General features: G+C 42.3%; 16 protein-coding genes. 7 read left to right on the top strand and 9 right to left on the bottom strand.

Translation table 11 applies throughout. The features are described from left to right. Positions 1 to 724: 724 nt before the first annotated feature. The 5 genes from VB775_RS13865 to VB775_RS13845 form a co-directional block, all read right to left on the bottom strand. Positions 725 to 1,081, bottom strand: coding sequence for a hypothetical protein (locus VB775_RS13865; protein ID WP_281007131.1), 357 nt, complete (start codon positions 1,079 to 1,081; stop codon positions 725 to 727). Positions 1,082 to 1,085: 4 nt separating this feature from the next. Next, a complete protein-coding gene (locus VB775_RS13860; RefSeq protein ID WP_281007130.1) occupies positions 1,086 to 1,721 on the bottom strand; it encodes a protein kinase domain-containing protein in 636 nt (211 codons plus the stop codon). A 176-nt stretch (positions 1,722 to 1,897) separates the two neighbouring features. Beyond that, the gene (petE, locus tag VB775_RS13855; RefSeq protein ID WP_281007129.1) at positions 1,898 to 2,272 is read right to left on the bottom strand and encodes a plastocyanin; all 375 of its coding nucleotides are present in this window, start codon (positions 2,270 to 2,272) and stop codon (positions 1,898 to 1,900) included. A gap of 144 nt (positions 2,273 to 2,416) precedes the next feature. Then, positions 2,417 to 2,914, bottom strand: a complete 498-nt coding sequence (gene psbV, locus VB775_RS13850; RefSeq protein WP_281007128.1) for a photosystem II cytochrome c-550 — start codon at positions 2,912 to 2,914, stop codon at positions 2,417 to 2,419. Between the two features lie 102 nt (positions 2,915 to 3,016). After that, entirely contained in the window at positions 3,017 to 3,211 is a 195-nt protein-coding gene (locus VB775_RS13845; RefSeq protein WP_281007127.1) for a translation initiation factor IF-2, read from the bottom strand. 124 nt (positions 3,212 to 3,335) lie between these two features. Here VB775_RS13845 and VB775_RS13840 point away from each other — a divergent pair, with 124 nt between their 5' ends. Both VB775_RS13840 and VB775_RS13835 read left to right on the top strand, forming a co-directional pair. Then, on the top strand, positions 3,336 to 3,572 hold the full coding sequence (locus VB775_RS13840) for a hypothetical protein (RefSeq protein ID WP_281007126.1): 237 nt from the start codon (positions 3,336 to 3,338) through the stop codon (positions 3,570 to 3,572). A 6-nt stretch (positions 3,573 to 3,578) separates the two neighbouring features. Next, on the top strand, positions 3,579 to 5,432 hold the full coding sequence (locus VB775_RS13835) for a C39 family peptidase (protein WP_281007125.1): 1,854 nt from the start codon (positions 3,579 to 3,581) through the stop codon (positions 5,430 to 5,432). Positions 5,433 to 5,622: 190 nt separating this feature from the next. Here the strand turns inward: VB775_RS13835 and hisA are convergent, their stop codons facing one another. Further along, positions 5,623 to 6,387, bottom strand: coding sequence for a 1-(5-phosphoribosyl)-5-[(5-phosphoribosylamino)methylideneamino]imidazole-4-carboxamide isomerase (gene hisA, locus VB775_RS13830; protein ID WP_281007124.1), 765 nt, complete (start codon positions 6,385 to 6,387; stop codon positions 5,623 to 5,625). 90 nt (positions 6,388 to 6,477) lie between these two features. On the opposite strand from hisA, the gene VB775_RS13825 reads away from it, so the two are divergent. The 4 genes from VB775_RS13825 (at position 6,478) to VB775_RS13810 (ending at position 10,097) form a co-directional block, all read left to right on the top strand. Further along, positions 6,478 to 7,329 carry an ABC transporter permease gene (locus VB775_RS13825; RefSeq protein WP_281007123.1) on the top strand — a complete coding sequence of 284 codons (852 nt, stop codon included), beginning with the start codon at positions 6,478 to 6,480 and terminating at the stop codon, positions 7,327 to 7,329. 80 nt (positions 7,330 to 7,409) lie between these two features. Continuing rightward, positions 7,410 to 8,168 carry a restriction endonuclease gene (locus tag VB775_RS13820; protein ID WP_281007122.1) on the top strand — a complete coding sequence of 253 codons (759 nt, stop codon included), beginning with the start codon at positions 7,410 to 7,412 and terminating at the stop codon, positions 8,166 to 8,168. A gap of 48 nt (positions 8,169 to 8,216) precedes the next feature. Beyond that, a complete protein-coding gene (locus VB775_RS13815) occupies positions 8,217 to 8,906 on the top strand; it encodes a hypothetical protein (RefSeq protein WP_281007121.1) in 690 nt (229 codons plus the stop codon). Between the two features lie 198 nt (positions 8,907 to 9,104). Continuing rightward, positions 9,105 to 10,097 carry an HNH endonuclease gene (locus VB775_RS13810; protein ID WP_281007120.1) on the top strand — a complete coding sequence of 331 codons (993 nt, stop codon included), beginning with the start codon at positions 9,105 to 9,107 and terminating at the stop codon, positions 10,095 to 10,097. A gap of 137 nt (positions 10,098 to 10,234) precedes the next feature. Here the strand turns inward: VB775_RS13810 and VB775_RS13805 are convergent, their stop codons facing one another. Then, the gene (locus tag VB775_RS13805; protein ID WP_281007119.1) at positions 10,235 to 10,786 is read right to left on the bottom strand and encodes an REP-associated tyrosine transposase; all 552 of its coding nucleotides are present in this window, start codon (positions 10,784 to 10,786) and stop codon (positions 10,235 to 10,237) included. A 189-nt stretch (positions 10,787 to 10,975) separates the two neighbouring features. Here VB775_RS13805 and VB775_RS13800 point away from each other — a divergent pair, with 189 nt between their 5' ends. Then, positions 10,976 to 11,158, top strand: coding sequence for a hypothetical protein (locus tag VB775_RS13800; protein ID WP_281007118.1), 183 nt, complete (start codon positions 10,976 to 10,978; stop codon positions 11,156 to 11,158). 145 nt (positions 11,159 to 11,303) lie between these two features. On the opposite strand, the gene VB775_RS13795 is transcribed toward VB775_RS13800, so the two are convergent. Beyond that, positions 11,304 to 13,943, bottom strand: coding sequence for a PAS domain S-box protein (locus VB775_RS13795; protein ID WP_281007117.1), 2,640 nt, complete (start codon positions 13,941 to 13,943; stop codon positions 11,304 to 11,306). Between the two features lie 114 nt (positions 13,944 to 14,057). Continuing rightward, positions 14,058 to 14,795, bottom strand: a complete 738-nt coding sequence (locus tag VB775_RS13790) for a phycobilisome rod-core linker polypeptide (RefSeq protein WP_281007116.1) — start codon at positions 14,793 to 14,795, stop codon at positions 14,058 to 14,060. Positions 14,796 to 15,104: the final 309 nt, after the last annotated feature.

Raw genomic sequence — 15,104 nt, 5'->3', positions numbered from 1 at the left:
CTACATTACGGGCTTGGTGTCCCTAGGGGTTGAACGAGTTTATCTCTGCTTTTGCTTTTTCGGATTTGAGTAAAGATTTTATCCTTTACTTTTCTTCCTAGATACAAGGGGTTGAGCATTTGCGCCAATATTTATAAATTATCACTGCAATCTCTATACGCAAATGCTCTACCCTCTTTGCTTTTACCGATCGCTTATCCCTGCGGTTTGGGGATTGTCGTTGATTTGCGAAGGTTAAGGGCAGAGCATTACCGATTTAAATGGATTGTAAAATTCATAAATTGTGGTGGTAATGCTCTGCCCCTACGGGATTTTGTTGTTTGAATTATGAAATTAATCATCAAACGTATATCACAGAAAAATTCAAATTTGTGGGGATTTAGGGGTAGAGCATTTGCGCCGATGTTCATAAATTATCACCGAAATCTCTATACGCAAATGCTCTACCCTCTTTGCTTTTACCGATCGCCTATTCCTGCGGTTTAGGGATTGTCGTTGATTTGCGAAGGTTTAGGGCAGAGCATTACCGATTTAAATGGATCTTAAAATTCATAAATTATGGCGGTAATGCTCTGCCCCTACGGAATTTTATTGTTTGAACCATCAAATTAATCATGAAATGAATATTGTTAAAAATTAAGATTTGTAGGGGTAGAGCATTTGCGCCACAATTCATGAATTATCACCGAAATCTCTATACGCAAATGCTCTACCCTCTTCACTGTTATCTCAAACCATCAATTATACGTTTTAGTTCCCTAATCCGATCCCTAGTTTGACGTTGATCAATCCTTTTAGTTGATCGAATTGTAAATGAAGAATCTTTTGTTTTTTGTCTAATCTCCAACTCTCGCAAAATCTCTGTAACTGAATTGGGTCTCTCCTTTACCCTGTATGCAGTCATCCGATCCAATAACTTCCCAAACTCACCACTCACCACCTTCCCATTCAAAAACTGTCGCCATTGATATTCATTCTCCAAAACGTCATAGAGCGTAAACGGTTCCACATTCGTGAGCAAATGCAAACAAGTCACACCCAACCCAAACAAATCACTCTGAAACACCGACTTACCCAACATTTGCTCAGGAGCGCCATAACTCGGCTTCCCGATCCGTCCCCGTCTTTGCCAATAACGTCGCCGTTGCGTGCTTAGCCGCCCCAAAATCCACCAACACCAACTTTTTGTCACCGCGCCGCCGAATGATATTATCTGGCGAAATATCGCGATGAATTACCGACTTGCCATGCACAAACTCCAAGATTTGCAGCACCTCCACCAACACATCCCGCACCTGCTGCTCACTAAAAGCACCAACTCGCGCTAGTTCCTGCTCCAAAGTCTCACCATCGATAAACTCTTGGATGAGGTACTGCTTACCCTCATGAATTGTGAAAGATAGCAGTTCAGGAATTTGCGGATGCTTACCCAAATCATCAAGCCGCTTTGCCTCCTGCTCAAATAACCTGATGGCGACATCCAAAGTCCCTTGACTCGCATTAGGATTGATCGCCTCAAAAGCAAACTGCTTAATCACACAACGCGGCTGTGATGGCTTCGACTCATCCTGAGCCAAGAAAGTCTTACCAAATCCCCCCTGTCCAATTACCTTCAAAGCACGATAACGCTCTTGAATTTGCAACTTAGCGCCACATTGAGTGCAAAACTTGGTTGTTATTGAGTTTGCGCGATCGCAAGCAAGACAAAGACAGTTACTCATGCTGAATGAAATTTTTTGGAAAGCTATCTTTGATAATTATGACATTTAGATAGGATGATGATCCATCCTCATCAATTACCTCAAAGCGATCGCTGTACAAATAAACTCCAACAAAAAAGAGGAGCAAACAATGTTAGCTCCTCTTTTTTGTCAAATAAGCTCAGTTATTAGTTGAACTATTGGACAACCACTTTGCCTGCCATACCAGCACCACGGTGAGGAGAGCAGTAGTAAGAGAACTCACCAGCTTCGTTGAAGGTGGACTCTAGCTCAGCCTTAGGCTTTTGAGCCAACTTCTTGTGAGAAAGTTCTTCATGACCATCAAACACAATGTTGTGAGGGAAAGCTTTGTTATTGACCCATTTGATGGTATCGCCAACTTTGATTGTGACCACTTTAGGATCAAAAACAAGCTGACCACCATCAGAACCCATCTTCACGGTGACGGTATCCGCCGCCGCAGGAGAAGCTGTCATGAACAAGCTACCAAAAACCAACAAAAGGCTAGCGATCGCTAGACCTAGCTTTTTCGCAAAGGAAGAAATATTCATAATTAACTACCGACTAAAATTCAACTTGACCTGCACTAATTCGACTCGACTCGAACTAAAGCAACTAAAACACGTAGAGAAAAGCTAAGAGCATCAGCTTTTTGAAACTAACCTGTGACTCGACTAAAAGCACAGATTTCTAGTTTAATAATATACCTTGCCGCCGCCCCAGCCGATACCTTTAACCTTAGGTTCGTAGAGGATATAACCTGCAATTAGCTTGAGGTCATTGTCAGTAAGACCACGCATGGTGGGGAAAATATCCGTACTCTTGAGACTGGGGTGAACGTCGTAGATTTCAGTTACACCATCATAGGTTGTAGGATTCTTCATGAAATCTACCAAACCAAGGACATTGCTACGTACTGGATAAGCACCAGCCAAGGATTCAGGGGAAAGGTTAACGTTAGGATTGGTAAAAGTTGCACCGCCCAGATGACAGGTAGCACAGGCATTAGAGAATAATTTCTTGCCCTTAGAAATGTCTTTTTGAGTCAAGACAATGTTGGTAGTTTCGTTAAGGGGAACAGTACGCAGTTCGATGGGAATATCGGCGGCGCTGACGCTAGAAGTAAAAAGCTGGAAGGCTAGCATTACAAATGCGATCGCCACCGCTAAATATTTAAAAGAATTTTTGTTCATAATTACGGACATAACTTAATTTATCTAAGTTTATCTAAAAGAATTTAACCTAATCTCAAAGATTTATTGCGATTTTGCGATCGCGATTACTCTTTAGATTTTTTAGGGATTTTTGGAAGAGATTTTAGAATTTTGGGCTTCGGATGCCATGATTACCGCTTTTGCGTCTTCCAAAGCGAGTTTGGTTTCAGCATCTTGGTATGCGATCCCAAGGCGATCGCACAATTTAAATACAGACTCAAGGGTGAGTTTGTAGTCTTCCGCGATCTCAGCGATCGAATAATCAGCAAAGCCCATAACAATACTCTTATCTAGTTAATTCTAGAGACGTTTGTGCTATTTTCTCATGCAAAGGGGAGACAAAACCTAAAAAGTAAAGGCGGCGCATTACGCCGCCTTTACTTTTTAGGACTTAACTAAAATGGCTTTAACTTATATAGCAAAGCAAGTTTTTCTTACAACCCAAAACCCAAGAAGCGAGTGGCGGCGCGAAGCGCCGCCACTCGCTTCTTGGGTTTTGCTAACTCTTGCAATTAACGAGCAAACGAACCACAAGAAAATTTTTGAAAGTGTTGCAAGGCAACACTTTCAAAAATTTTCTTGGTTTGGGTTTGAGCGCGAAGCGCTGTTAGATAATAAAGACAGTAGTAAACAGTGAACAACAATGACAGACGCTTCTAATAATTCACCTGTTGATTTACCTGTTGATGTTGTAGTTAAGGCGGCGATCGCCGTTACCCAAGCACCTAGTGAAATCGAGATCAATCGTGAAATTGCGATCGCAGGAACCGCAGATTTTTCTCAAGTTTCACGGATTCTGGTCACCTTGCCCAACGAGGCTACCGTTGCGGTGCAACTTAATACCACAACAGGAACTTGGCAAGCAAAAATTGCGGCAGGTTTCCCCACTGCATCAGCTACGTTTTTGAGGGTGCGGGCTATAGGTGCAAATAATCAGCTTTTGACAGAGTTAATCGTTAATATTTTAGTCAAACAGCCGATAATTTCATTGGTTACCAAACAAGCGACGATCTTTAAAACTTCACCTGCGGATTCTTCAACCTTACCACCCAATGCAAAGGTCGAAGTGATGGCTGGACAAACCTTTGAAGTGTTGCGTTATGGCGCTGTCGATGGACATATCAAGGTTTTACTAAAGCAACCGATCGCCCCTGTTGGAGAATTTGGTTATTTCTATGGGCTGCATGTGGATTTACTTGCACCGATTACGCTCACGGTAAAGCAAGACACAGTTTTTAAAATCTCCACAGCATCTTCGATGGCTCTGGCTTTTACTCAGAAGGTATCGGTGAAGGCGGGAACAGAGTTGATGTTGGATGGGAATTATGCGATCGCCGATCACCATATCAAAGTCAAACTTGCACAGCCCTTAGCACCTGTAGGACAAGATGGGTTCTTTTTTCTGCCCCATGTCGAATTATCAAAATTAGGTGAATCCCTCGATTTTGCTGATCCTGATGATGTTAGCAATATTCAGATCAAGGGGGCGATCGCCACGGTAATCACTGACACTTTTTTGAAAGCCTCTTCACAGGATGCCAGCAGACTTTCCAATTCGCAAAAGATCATGGTCAAGGCGGGTACGACCTATCCGATTAGTGGCTATGCTGCGGTTAATGGTCATTTTCGGGTGAAGTTTACCTCTGAGGTTCCGCCCCTTGGGACTGTGGGCTTTTTCTTTGAGCGACATGTCAGCATTACCAAAAATGGCAAAGCGATCGCCTTTGATCCAGACATGAAAACTCTGACCGTCAGACAGAATACAGTATTCAAAAAACGCCCGATCGATTCGCGCCAGTTAGCCGCTAGTGAGTTAGCACCTCTCACCGCAGGCGATATTTTTGGGGTTGAAAGCTATAGTCTCTCCGATATTCATTTTCAAGTCACCTTAAACGAAGATGTACCACCCCTAGGAAAGTCTGGGTTTGTATTTACAGGGCATGTCAATCTCAGGCAAGGCAATAGGGCGATCGAGTTTACGCCCAAGCGCAAGGTTTTAGGTGTTCCCTATTTTTCGCAATTAGATAACCCCCGTGATCCTTTTGTGACCTGCAATGTTACTTCGATCGCGATGGTGTTGGCTTTTCATGGCAGGCGATCGCGCAATCCGCGCCAACAACTAGAGGATGAGCTATATCAATGGATCATCGATCGCTACGGTAGACAGGCGCGTACTGACAATTCAGTTATGCAAAAGCTGTACCAAGCCTATGGATTTGGGGGTGGCTTTAGTACATCTCGCACATGGGCACAAATCAAACAAGAGATCATCGAAAATCGACCTGTCGTCATTGGTGGCTACTTCACCCACGGTGGACATATCATTTGTATCATCGGCTTCGATGAATTTGGCTACATTGTCCATGATCCCTATGGCAATGCCCTCACAGGTTATCGCCAAACTGAGGGGAAAAGTTTGCGCTATCCCTATAACTACATGCGCGACATGTGCGGAGTGGATGGCGATGTCTGGGCGCATTTTATTTTGCCCCGCTAATTTAGAGGAGTCGCTTTGCGACCCCTCTAAATTAGGCGTTAATATACTTGACGCACCCCTCATCCCCCAGCCCCTTCTCCCGCAGGAGAAGGGGAGAAATATTAGATTTCTTGTTCCCCTCTCCTGCGGGAGAGGGGCTAGGGGTGAGGGCTTAGCGCTTTGGTGTGTCAAGTATATTAACGCCTTTTAATTAGGCGATCGCCGATCCATCAATTACATCTTGCCAACGTCCGTTACCCACTGCTCGAATCGCTTCTTTAAGTTGAATATCTCCTGTATAAATCGCTTTACCGACGATCGCCCCTGACACACCAACGGACTCTAGCGAGAGCAGATTGAGTAAATCCGTAATCGAACTAACCCCACCTGACGCGATCACAGGTACATCAACATTTTCGGCAAGTTGACGTAACGCTTCGATATTGGGCCCTTGCATCGTGCCATCACGATGAATATCCGTGTAAATAATTCCTGCGATACCGACAGAAGTCATCCGTTTGGCGAGATCCACGGCCATTATGTCTGAGGTTTCCAACCAGCCTCTGGTCGCCACCTTGCCATCACGAGCATCGATGCCGATCATGATTTGCTCAGGAAATTCTGCACAGATATCGGCAATCAGTTGCGAACGCTCCACAGCCGCCGTTCCCAAAATCACCCGACTCACGCCAGAGTTCAGCACTGACACGATACTTTCGCGATCGCGTAAGCCTCCACCCATCTGCACTCGCATCGGAATTGAACGGGCGATCGCCTCAATTACCTTTAAATTTTTGGGCTTACCTTCCTTGGCTCCATCCAAATCAACCACATGCAAATACTTAGCTCCTTGACTATACCAGCGTTGAGCAACCTCTACAGGGTCTTCACCAAATACTTCAGACTGTTGATAATCCCCCTGATAGAGCCTAACGCAGCGTCCATCTAAAATATCAATTGCAGGAATTACGTCCATAACTTTTACCCACGATCCTAGGAGTCTAATTTTAACTAGATTTAGCGATCGCGGTATAGTACAAATCAAGGAAAAACTAATTTATCTACTATGAAATCGCCTAAGCAGTCAGTATCGCAACGATTAATGTCTATTGGTATCGTGATTAGCGTTGTCTTTTTGCTGATGGCGATTCTTGCGCCGTTCCTGCAAGCCATAGGAGTGTTAACTAATCCCAGTGAATTTCTCAGCAATCCGATCCATCAGCCACCATCCCCACAACATTGGTTTGGCACAGATTTACAGGGGCATGATGTATTTACAAGAACGATCGCAGGGGCAGGTGTGGCATGGCAAGTAACGATCGCCTCAACAGTAATTAGCTTAGCGATCGGCTTACCATTGGGGATGCTAAGCGGATACAAGGGAGGTTGGTTGGATCGCGGTTTAGTATTCCTGATGGATGCGCTGTATACCTTGCCCAGTCTATTGCTCTCATTAACGATCGCTTTTGTGGTCGGTGCTGGTGTCTGGAATGCGGCGATCGCTCTCAGTGTTGCCTATATTCCTCAATATTTTCGGGTGATTCGCAACCAAACCGTAAGTACGAAAACCGAAGTTTATATCGAAGCGGCTCAAGCGATCGGTGCGGATACAAAGACGATTTTAATCAAATATCTCGCTCCTAATGTGATCCAAAGCTTACCCGTAATTTTCACTCTCAATGCTGCTGATGCGATTCTGACTTTGGCAGGTTTAGGCTTTTTGGGTTTAGGCATTCCTGAAGATGTTCCTGAATGGGGGCATGATCTCAAGCAAGCTCTCGATGCGCTCTCGACTGGAGAAAATATCTGGTGGACAACGGTTTTCCCTGGTTTGGCGATTACTTTTATGGCGATCGGTTTATCGCTAGTAGGCGAAGGCTTGACTCAGAAATTTAGTAGCAAGAAAACTGAAGGTTAGCTATAAATTCATCTCAAAGAAAAGACTTGAGTTTCGATTAGAGTACTTAATGACAAAATTTTTCTATCTCTCAGCAATTTATGAAAATAGACTCGAATGATCTAAATACTCAGATAGAGTGCATTGTACAAGACTTGCCGTTACCACCTCGTTCCAAAGATATCTATCGACTAAGAATTGGAATGGACGATGGCAGAGTGAAAACAACTCGTGAAGTAGCTTGGATTTTTAACATTAGTGACTCAACAGTTCGTCGTGAGTACAAAAAAGCAGGGCAGAAAGTTCTTGAAATACTTAGTCAACAGCAGTTTGAACAAGAAATAGCAATTATTGACGTATCAGATGTCATTGAAAAAGCGCAAGAGTTAACACCTTACTTAATCGCATATCTCAAGAATCATGAAAATGATTTGAGGAAATTACCTTGGCAATTGTTTGAACATCTTGTTGCTGAGTTTTTTGCAAGTTGGGGTTACGACGATATATGTCTCGTCGGTCGAAATCCCAAAACAGCAGCAGATATTCTTGCAATGCGAAAGCCTGATGCTTCTGGAGTTAAAATTCGTTATTTTATTGAAGTCAAGCGGTGGAAGAATCGCGTTGGCGTTGAGGTCGTTGATCGAGTAATCGGCGCTCTTTTGACTGAGCGTGAGAAATTTGGATGTCATCTTGGAATGATTGTCACTACTGCTAACTTTAAGACTATGGAAAAATATAATCCATTACAGTTATCAATGATGGGGATAGAACTTCGAGATGGAGATGATGTTCTCCGTTGGCTTCAGGATTATCAATTTAATCAAAAAGGACTTTGGCTCCCCAATCCTTTCAAAGTGTAAATTGTAGCGATCGCCAATTTCGTAGTGTGATTATTTGGAGGACTACCTATGACTGTTGATTCTCAATTAGCTGAAAAGGGTTTAGACGCTAAAGTTTTAGGAACAAATAGATTGCAAGGAATCGCAGAAAAATATAGATTACAAGGATTTGAAGTTGTAATTGAGCCTTCTAAATCCCTGATTCCTTTTGACTTGGAAAATTATTGTCCAGATCTTATTGCGAGAAAGGGGTCGAATGAAGGTTGCATAATCGAACTTAAAAACTCAATTGCTAAAATCTCAGTCGATCGCTATCGAGAAATTGCCGAAATAGTAGCTCAGCATCACGGTTGGAGATTTTTATTGATCACTGGAGAAGATGTCTCTTCGGAAGATCCCAAAAATGATAGTGAGTTAATGACTTGGGATCAAATGTTGCAACGCCAAAAACAGGCTCAAAAGTTTTTAGCGATCGGAGAAGTGGAAGTAGCTTTTTTATGTTTATGGGGGATTTTGGAAGCGGCTATGCGTCGTCAAGCTAAGCAAGTTGCAATTCCGATAGAACGTTTTCCTGCTAGCTCTTTGATTAATCATTTATATTCTCAAGGTGAGCTTTCGATGGAGCAGTTTGATCAAGTGAGAGTAATTCAAACTGTACGCAATCGCCTCATACACGGCTATCAACTGCCTAATCTTGATGAACCTACAAAACAATTGCAAATGCTTGTTAATGAATTAATTGCAATGTGGAAGATCTAAGAAGTCGTTAGGGACGAGCGATTTAATAATGTACCAAAAAAGTAAATCTGGAAATCTGAGGTTTCGTTAAGTTAGTGGTACTTTATTTTCCCGCTCGTCCCTTAGCCAGATCCAAATGTAAACAAGGAAATAAATTCAAAATCATTGAATGGTATACTCTAGGAGCGATTTCGACAAATTACATTTGGGGAAAGACTTATGAACTTGTTTGATCTTCCACTGCTTCAGGGAGAAGCATCTCCGCAAAGTGGCGTTCCTAAAAATATGAGTAACGAGGAAATGCTCTTATATGCCGCATGGTTGCACGGCGTTGAAGCAAATAGTACTGTTCATCGTTTAGCTCTATTTTCCTTTATTCAGTCACACGTAGCAAACAAAAGTGATGAATCATTGCAAACAGTGGTAGAGAAAAGCAACTTTTGGCAGGGAGTTGGAGAAGGTCATTATCAACTTACAGTGGAAGGAGACAAAGAAGTAAAGCGTAAATTTGGTGTGAATTCACATCTTGCTAAGTTTGGCTATGAATATAGTTTCTTACGACGATATAGAACACGAGATATAAAAGTTATCGTTAATGTAAGTAGCCGAAAGTTGATTCCTTGTATTGACAACCTATCTATGACTGGGGTTGAGGCTAATAGAATCTTGAGCAGTCTAGGTGTTGATTTGCCGAAAACTGGCACTTCTCAGCCTCGTAAGGTTTTAAACTGGATTCTTCAAAACAATGACTATATATGGAGTGTGAAATACGCAGACTTACCTAAAGCAATAGTGAAGGTAATTTCTCCCGATCATCTAGTTGAAAATTTTGATAGTGTAGTACCTCCTCCTACTTCCTTTAAGGAAGAAGACGATGAACTAGTGTTCCCTGAAGGAAAAGAAGTTTATCAATTACACAGGTCAAAAGAAAGAAATAAGGCTGTAATCGATTTGGCAAAAAAGAAGGCGAAAGATCGCGATCCTTTGCTATGCTGCTCAGTCTGCGGTTTCTCTTTCTCGAAGGTATACGGCGCTATAGGAGAAGATTTTATAGAAGCGCATCATACTAAACCTTTATCAGAAATCACAGGAGAAGTAGAAACTAAAGTTGAAGATATAGCTTTAGTATGCTCGAATTGTCACAGGATGCTTCACAGAAAAAGACCTTGGCGCTCAATATCAGATTTACAATCAATTTTGAATAGCAAGTAACTTTGTAGTGCGATCGCGTAGGGTGCGTTAATGAAATGTAACGCACCCTTTTAATGTCAATTAAATGAACCTTTTCCTAACTTTTACATAACAAATGTTTGTGCGTTACGCTTCGCTAACACACGCTACGGGAATGGTTATTCGTCCCAAATGTCTTGGGGCTTTTCTGGGATTTCTGTGACTCCCCAATCGGGTGGATATTGACCCTGTGCAATAAAACGATGAATGCTGGAAAATTGCCAATCTTCAGCTTTTACACATAATCCATGTCTTACAGGATTGTAATGAATATAATCGCAATGTAGCGCATAATCTCGCTCATCTCGGATTAGATGCTCCCAAAAACGACGCTGCCATAGATTCTTTTCTTGTCGTTTTTGTCGCGATCGCGAAACTTCTGCATTAATTCCTAATTGCTCGCCATAGTGCTTGGTGACGTAAGTTTTGATTAATCGTAATCTCACCGAAAAATCCTTATCCCCTTCGGGTAAAGTCCACAAACAGTGGAAATGCTCAGGCAATAGAACAAAAGCATTTATTTCAAATGGATATTTCTCGCGAACTTTAGCGATCGCCTCTCGCAACGCTTTACGCCCCAAATCACTACAAAGCCAAGGAATTCTCTGATAGGTAACTTGGGTAATAAAATAAGTTCCGCCTGTAATTGCTGGTCTTCGATAATTTGACATCACCTTTAATCAAATCGAGTAGGGTGCGTTAATGAAATGTAACGCACCTTAAATGCTAAATGTTTGAGTGCGTTACGCTACGCTAACACACCCTACGTGATTTGATTTGTATAGCGATCGCTGATTTTCTCAGAAAGATTAATGGCTATATAATTTGTATAGGGATGTATAGACAAGGAAACAAATATTGTGAGTCAAGCAGAAATTACAGAATCTTTGCAAACTAGCACAGGTTTTTATAGCCTATTTCAAACCTTACCATTAGAAATCCGACAAGGCTTTCTACAACTTTTATTTCAAAATAATTCCACCGAATTAGAGGACTCTATCCTATATTTAGCTTGTAAAAACTCCCGCAATGAAGGCTTTTAAACAGCCTCTGGTTTTTAGTTTATGCCTAGCTTTTACAGCGCTTTGCGCTCAAGCCTAAGCCAAGAAAAACTTAGAAAGCGTTGCTTTGCAACGCTTTCTAAGTTTTTCTTGTAGCTCGTTTGCTCGGCAGTTGCTTTATGTCCATCTACTTAATTTCCAAAGCAATCATTCCTAGTGGAATTGTAATTATACAAGTTGTTCCTAATCCTTCACCGCTATGGATTGTAATATTTCCATGATGTAAGTCCACACATTTTTTGACAACAACTAAACCTAATCCAGTTCCAGAGATTGCCTTGACATTTTTACCCCGATGAAACGGCTCAAACAATTGCTTTTGATCTTCCCATAAAATCCCAATACCTTGATCTTGAACTTTGATCATGAAATATTCTAATCCAAACTCTAGAGAAAGAGAAATATTGCCACCCTGCGGCGAATATTTAATCGCATTGGAAAGTAAGTTAGAGAGCATCGATCGCAATAATTTTTCGTCCAGACATACGTGCTGCGATTTACCATGACAACTAAACGTAAGCTGGTGTTGATTGCCCGCATTGAGTTGCATTTCCTCGATAAAATGACGGCAATATGCTTCTAGGGCGATGGGTTTAGGATTAAAGGCGAGTTTACCCGTTTCAGCGCGATTGATGGTCAAAATATCATCTAGCAACTGCACCATATTCCTCACCGCATCTTGAATCCGATGTAAATTGCGTAATCGCTTTTCCGTATTGTCCCATTCCTGCTGAGAATTTTCGAGAACTTGCGCTGCTGCTAATGCTGTACTTAACGGCGTGCGAAACTCATGGGAAGCCATTGAGAAAAATCTTGTTTTTAAGGCGCTTAGTTCCTTTTCTCGTTCCAAGGCAAGCCGAATTTCATCTAGACGTTTTCGTTCGGTGATATCGCGAGCATTCACCATCATCTGCATGACATCGGTGCTATCGACAAAGGGCTGACTAATAGCTTCCAGAATTCGCCAAGTTCCATCTTGGTGCCGATGGCGAAATTCAATGGGAATTTGTAATTCCTGTGATGCGATATTAGTCAAGTGATCGATTGCGATCGCCCAATCATCGGTATGGATAAATCCCTGTATATTTGCGCCCACGAGGTCGGTAACACCATAACCCAAAACCTTGACAACCGACGGACTAACATAACTGATTGTGCCATTAATCTCCAAAATCATGATGATATCTAAGGCATTTTCGATTAGCGATCGGAAGCGTTCTTCACTTTGGCGCAGCGCCTGCTCGACTTTTTTGCGCTCAGTTGTATCGCGTTGCACCGCAATCCAATGGGTATACCAACCCTTAGCATCAGCCACAGGCACTAAACTAAACTCGTTCCAAAATTCTGAACCATCTTTGCGATAGTTGATTACTTCAACTGTGACGGATTCCCAAGCGGATAGAGCTTGACGGACTTTCTGTAGTTCTGCGCGATCGGTCTTGACACCTTGCAAAATCCTTGGGGTTTGTCCTAATACTTCGTGGGGTTGATAGCCAGTAATACTTGTAAATGCTTCATTTACATAGATAATCCGATGTCCTAGCCCCTTAGTTGGTTCCGCTTCAGTGACGATGATCGCATCATTGGTATTGACTACAACCGATTGAAGTAAACGCACTTGTGCAGCTTGCAGTTTTTGTTCCGTGATGTCGGCGATCACCGCCACGATACCATTGATTTGTCCATTGTTATCGAGTAGAGGTGCTGCTGAGAAGACAATATCGATCGCCGATCCGTCCTTTCTTTGACGAGTCATTTCTACTCTAGTATAGGTTTTACCTTGCAGCAGACTACTTTGCAGAGTTGTCAAATCTTCTAGTCGATCGTCTAATAGAATTGGACTAGGGCGATCGATCACTTCTGCTTCTGTCCACCCAAACATTTGTTCAGCCGTTGGATTCCAGATCTTAACCTTCCCTTCTAAATCCAGCATAAAAATTGCACGAGGGGAAGCACTGACAAGGGCTTGTAATGTTTCATTGGTATGGCGTAGAGCGATTTCAGTACGCTGACGCTCAGAAATTTCTGCTCTTAGGGACACATTAACCGTGGCAAGTTCAGTGGTACGCTGTTGGACACGCTCTTCTAGTTGCGTATTGAGATGTTGTAATTGCCGATAAAGTTCTGATTGTTGAATGGCGATCGCAACTTGGGTGGCGAGTTGCTTCATTAGTTCCACTTCCCAATTTTCCCATTGACGGGGGAGATCGCATTGATGGGCAATCAAAAGACCCCAAAGATAGGGCTGTGAGTTTTGTGAATGATCGCTTTGACGATTTTCCTGAATGATTGGTACGACTAACTTTGCTTGAACTCCAAATTGCTTCACAAAATCCGCTAGACAGGACTCTATATCAGCCTGTTCGATATTGCCAATAGAGCGAGCTTTGCCCAAGGAGTAGGCCTGATGATATTGCTTAGGAAAAACTTCTTCGGGAAATACCTGCCCTAAAATGCTGGGATAGGGCGATAAAACAGTTTCATGAATGGCGCTACCAGTGCCATCGTCCCAGAGACGATAGATTAAGACGCGATCGGCTTGCAGAAATAGTTGAACTTCTTTAACGGTTGTGGCGAGAACTTGATCGAGATTGAGGGACTGGCGAATTTGATGGGCAATTTGCGTAACTAGTCTTTCGCGATCGCTTTGCTTGCGTAATAATTTTTCTGTTTGACGACGGCGAATCTCCTCTTTGCTCCAGAAGAAATAACTGATCAACACAAGCAGAAAGTTAAGGCAAATTCCAATCGCATACAAACTGGTCATACTTTCAACTATCCCAATTAAGGATGTAGTGCAAACGCGCTAACTTAAACACAAATAGTGTTAAAAAAGCCTTGCAACGCAAGGCTTTTTTAGGATTATTTAAGATTATAAGGTCTACAACCCAAGTAAAACTGCTATTATCAGTAAACCAACAAACCCAGCCCCAGCATAGGTAATCCCTGCGCCGATCTTGCCGATAATTGCGGGGGGGGTCTTTTGCCAATCCCAACGCAGATAATCCAATCTAGCAGCGCCTCTATTGCCTTTAAAGACTTGTTTCGGCAAGCGATCGCGATAGTCCGCACCATACCTTGTCATGTGAGCAAAGGTAACATCGCCCTTAGTGCGCTGAGGCAAGATCCGCCGACGTTGGTAGGGAACGATGCTATCACCAAAATTATTGAGATATTCTTCGCTATTGAGCAGTTCATCCACAAAAGCTTGGATGCCTTTGGTGGCAATCACAATCGACCAAGCAATCTTTTCGCGATCACTATAGACATTACGACCCAGAATTCGCTGAATGCAAATCTCCGCAAAGCGATAGTTATTATTGCAGTCAAAGGTTAACCGTCTGAAGGAGTCAGATAATACTAAGCCGCGAATAAATCCCCTCACCGTAATTTGCCCCGATCGCAATTGAGACTCTAGGTTTACTTGACGGTGGCTTGCTAACATCTGTTGTTCATTACAGATTTGACGATAAGCCGCACTGATTAGGAGATCTAGCTCAAAGCCAGATAGCAAATTGTCAGTGCTATAAATCCGAGGTTGCTCATCACCTGCGACTTCAAAACCATCTACGCGCTGATTTTGGGATAAGGGTTTATATTCTAATAAAGGAATTGACATAAATATTATTTTGATTATTTTGTGGAATTAAGAGTTGAATTAATTAATATGGCGACTTCTCACAAGCCTTTCTCACAATGAGCCTTGATAATCCCATATCAAAAGTAAGGAAACTGGTTAGGAAACTGTAAAGAAAACGGAAAGATTGTTCCTAGGTAATAAATCTTGATATTGTGTAACATTTATTTGAATTGGCTAGCCTCAATTTGTGATAAATCGATTTGCTTAATCTAGGTAGAATCGTATTTTGGTAACAAATTTTTGTAGAATCAGGTAAGTTTGACCGCATCTCCCCAAAAAATCCATTCT

The sequence above is a fragment of the Pseudanabaena sp. CCNP1317 genome (genome assembly GCF_034931345.1).
GTDB lineage: Bacteria > Cyanobacteriota > Cyanobacteriia > Pseudanabaenales > Pseudanabaenaceae > Pseudanabaena > Pseudanabaena galeata.
This window is presented reverse-complemented; position numbering and strand designations above follow the sequence as displayed.

Coding starts and splice junctions, on each gene's coding strand:
- VB775_RS13845 (WP_281007127.1), bottom strand. CDS start 3,211: ATGGGCTTTGCTGATTATTCGATCGCTGAGATCGCGGAAGACTACAAA.
- VB775_RS13825 (WP_281007123.1), top strand. CDS start 6,478: ATGAAATCGCCTAAGCAGTCAGTATCGCAACGATTAATGTCTATTGGT.
- hisA (WP_281007124.1), bottom strand. CDS start 6,387: ATGGACGTAATTCCTGCAATTGATATTTTAGATGGACGCTGCGTTAGG.
- VB775_RS13840 (WP_281007126.1), top strand. CDS start 3,336: ATGGCTTTAACTTATATAGCAAAGCAAGTTTTTCTTACAACCCAAAAC.
- VB775_RS13835 (WP_281007125.1), top strand. CDS start 3,579: ATGACAGACGCTTCTAATAATTCACCTGTTGATTTACCTGTTGATGTT.
- petE (WP_281007129.1), bottom strand. CDS start 2,272: ATGAATATTTCTTCCTTTGCGAAAAAGCTAGGTCTAGCGATCGCTAGC.
- psbV (WP_281007128.1), bottom strand. CDS start 2,914: ATGAACAAAAATTCTTTTAAATATTTAGCGGTGGCGATCGCATTTGTA.
- VB775_RS13860 (WP_281007130.1), bottom strand. CDS start 1,721: ATGAGTAACTGTCTTTGTCTTGCTTGCGATCGCGCAAACTCAATAACA.
- VB775_RS13795 (WP_281007117.1), bottom strand. CDS start 13,943: ATGACCAGTTTGTATGCGATTGGAATTTGCCTTAACTTTCTGCTTGTG.
- VB775_RS13815 (WP_281007121.1), top strand. CDS start 8,217: ATGACTGTTGATTCTCAATTAGCTGAAAAGGGTTTAGACGCTAAAGTT.
- VB775_RS13805 (WP_281007119.1), bottom strand. CDS start 10,786: ATGTCAAATTATCGAAGACCAGCAATTACAGGCGGAACTTATTTTATT.
- VB775_RS13865 (WP_281007131.1), bottom strand. CDS start 1,081: ATGTTGGGTAAGTCGGTGTTTCAGAGTGATTTGTTTGGGTTGGGTGTG.
- VB775_RS13810 (WP_281007120.1), top strand. CDS start 9,105: ATGAACTTGTTTGATCTTCCACTGCTTCAGGGAGAAGCATCTCCGCAA.
- VB775_RS13820 (WP_281007122.1), top strand. CDS start 7,410: ATGAAAATAGACTCGAATGATCTAAATACTCAGATAGAGTGCATTGTA.
- VB775_RS13790 (WP_281007116.1), bottom strand. CDS start 14,795: ATGTCAATTCCTTTATTAGAATATAAACCCTTATCCCAAAATCAGCGC.